Below are 1,011 nucleotides of genomic sequence, written 5' to 3' on the forward strand. Positions count from 1 at the left end.
CCTGCTGGCGGCGTCGCTCGACCCGGAACCGCGCCGGCGTCCGACGTTGAACTCGGTGCGCCGCGAGGTCGAGGGCTGGCTCTCGCGGGCGGGCAAGTCCGCGGACGGCCCGGTGACCCGGGTGGTGCCGCGGCAGCCGGGTGGCCAGGCGCCCCGCCGCTAGCCGGGCTTGACCGCCGAGAAGATCACGAGCTGCTTCGGCTCCAGCCGGACGTCGACCTGCTCGAAACCGGCCTTCTCGAGGCGGGCCGGGAACGTCGCCGCGTCGACGACGTTCATCGTGTCGCCGAGGTGCAGCAGGCGGAACCTGAGGTTGAGCTGGCCGTCGCTGCCGCAGTAGGTGCCGCCCGGGCGCAGGACGCGTGCCGCTTCGGCGAAGATCGCGTCCTGCAGCTCCTTCGTCGGGACGTGGTGCAGCATCGTGAAGCACACCACCGCGGAGAAGCGGCCGTCCTCGAACGGCATTTCGGCGCCGCTGCCTTCGACGACCTCGGCGCGGCCGCCGAACTTCGCGCGCAGCAGCTCGGTCGACGCGGGGTCGATCTCCAGCACGGTGAGCTTCGGGACGGCGCCGAGCAGCACCTGCGTCGTGGCGCCGAAGCCGGGCCCGATCTCGAGCACGTCGTCGCCCAGGTCGCGTTGCGCCAGCCAGGGCGTCAGGCGCTCCTCGACGGTCGCGGCCCACTTCTCCGAGCTGCAGATCTTCCGGTGGATCAGGTTCATCGGCATGCATCGGACGCTATTTCGGCGTCGCCGTGGCCGGAAGCCGATATCGTGCCACCTCATGTCGTCAACCGGACAGGCCATGCTGCTCGGCGAGTTCGACCTGCCCGCCGGCACCTGGTTCCCGTGGCACGAACACCCCGCGCACCAGCTGGTCTGGTCCGCGCGCGGGGTCGTCGCGGTCAAGTCGGGCGACGCGGGCTGGGTGCTGCCGCCGACGCGCGCGCTGTGGATGCCCGCCGGCGTCCGGCACCGAACGGGCGCGCTCGGCCGGGCGGCGCTGCGCGG

2 protein-coding genes are annotated in these 1,011 nt (G+C 72.7%); one reads left to right on the forward strand and one right to left on the reverse strand.

All coding sequences use genetic code 11. The annotated features are described in order from the left end of the window. Positions 1–159: 159 nt before the first annotated feature. Positions 160–729, reverse strand: a complete 570-nt coding sequence (locus G3I65_RS01260) for a class I SAM-dependent methyltransferase (protein WP_160693940.1) — start codon at positions 727–729, stop codon at positions 160–162. A gap of 76 nt (positions 730–805) precedes the next feature. Here G3I65_RS01260 and G3I65_RS01265 point away from each other — a divergent pair. Next, a partial coding sequence (locus G3I65_RS01265; RefSeq protein ID WP_203612245.1) for an AraC family ligand binding domain-containing protein occupies positions 806–1,011 on the forward strand: 206 nt, incomplete at its 3' end.

The sequence above is a fragment of the Amycolatopsis sp. SID8362 genome (assembly GCF_010550475.1).
In the GTDB taxonomy this organism is placed as follows: domain Bacteria; phylum Actinomycetota; class Actinomycetes; order Mycobacteriales; family Pseudonocardiaceae; genus Amycolatopsis; species Amycolatopsis eburnea.